Raw genomic sequence first — 650 nt, forward strand, 5'->3', positions numbered from 1 at the left:
GTGGTAACTGGTCCAACTGTGATTATTCCACTTTTAAGGCAAGCAAAATTAAATTCACGTACCGCAGCCGTTCTGAAATGGGAAGGTATCATCGTCGACCCAGCAGGCCCATTATTGGCTTTGTTAGCTTATCAAGTGATAAAAGCCTTCACACATGAAACACTTCGTCTGAATTATATATGGAGCTTCTTTTTGGGCGCGGTAATTGCTGCTTTACTAGGGTATGGCATTGGTCTGACCATTAGTTTTATCGTAGACAGAGGAATGGTTCCTGAGTACTTAAAGTCTCCCATTATTCTCTCTTGTGTTTTAATCTGCTTTACAATTGGAGAAGTTGTCATGCATGAAACAGGAATGCTGGCAGTGACCGTTATGGGACTTACAGTAGGGCGAACCAAACAATACGTTTCTTCTATTAAAAGTATTGGACATTTTGTAGAAGAGATTTCGGTTCTTTTGACTTCTACTATTTTTATCTTACTCACGTCTTCCTTAACAAGAGAAACGATTGCTGATGTCTTCACTCTGCCGATTATCGGATTCGTCTTAGTCATGTTATTCCTTGTTCGTCCTTTATCCATTTGGCTTTCTACCATTGGTACAGAACTGAATAATGCAGAAAAATTGCTGATTGGCTGGATTGCACCAAG

General features: G+C 40.0%; 1 protein-coding gene. It reads left to right on the plus strand.

The annotated features are described in order from the left end of the window. Positions 1 to 650 (plus strand): cation:proton antiporter (locus tag RT405_RS03460; protein WP_313467586.1); only part of this gene is annotated, 650 nt, incomplete at both ends.

The organism is Carnobacterium sp. (assembly GCF_032094055.1).
Lineage (GTDB): Bacteria > Bacillota > Bacilli > Lactobacillales > Carnobacteriaceae > Carnobacterium_A.